Genomic DNA, 369 nt, shown 5'->3' on the forward strand with positions numbered 1-369 from the left:
ACTCAGCTGACCCACCAGCAAGGCCACCAATTGCCCCCAGCATGACAAGGTTCGTGTGCGTTTGTCGGCCTGGTATTGATCGACGGTTTTCTGAAATTGATGACGAGGGATGATGTTGAGTAGCTGTGCCAGTACGGTGTTAGAATGTGCCAAGCCCGGTTCCTCTGAATGATGTCTGTGAGAAGCTTCATTTTACCGGAAACGGCATGGGAACCGGGCTCCTTTCTTTTGGCGAGTCAGTTAACCGGACAGAGGAAGGCATTTCCGATGTGACCCTGTATAGTTGGTTGAAACTATGCCGACAAGATGGAGTTCCCGTGCCCGGAAACCAGCCGACAGCCGATACCTGGTCACCCGATGCCAAGCTGG

The 369-nt window shown here is 53.1% G+C and carries 2 protein-coding genes; one reads left to right on the forward strand and one right to left on the reverse strand.

The genetic code is table 11. The features are described 5' to 3' along the window. Positions 1-153 (reverse strand): DUF4372 domain-containing protein (locus tag WG929_RS21015; protein ID WP_416207627.1); only part of this gene is annotated, 153 nt, incomplete at its 3' end. On the opposite strand from WG929_RS21015, the gene WG929_RS21020 reads away from it, so the two are divergent. Continuing rightward, a partial coding sequence (locus WG929_RS21020; RefSeq protein WP_416207626.1) for a hypothetical protein occupies positions 147-369 on the forward strand: 223 nt, incomplete at its 3' end. The genes WG929_RS21015 and WG929_RS21020 overlap by 7 nt on opposite strands.

It is taken from the genome of Oceanobacter antarcticus, assembly GCF_044962685.1.
GTDB classification, from domain to species: Bacteria; Pseudomonadota; Gammaproteobacteria; order Pseudomonadales; family Oceanobacteraceae; genus Oceanobacter; species Oceanobacter antarcticus.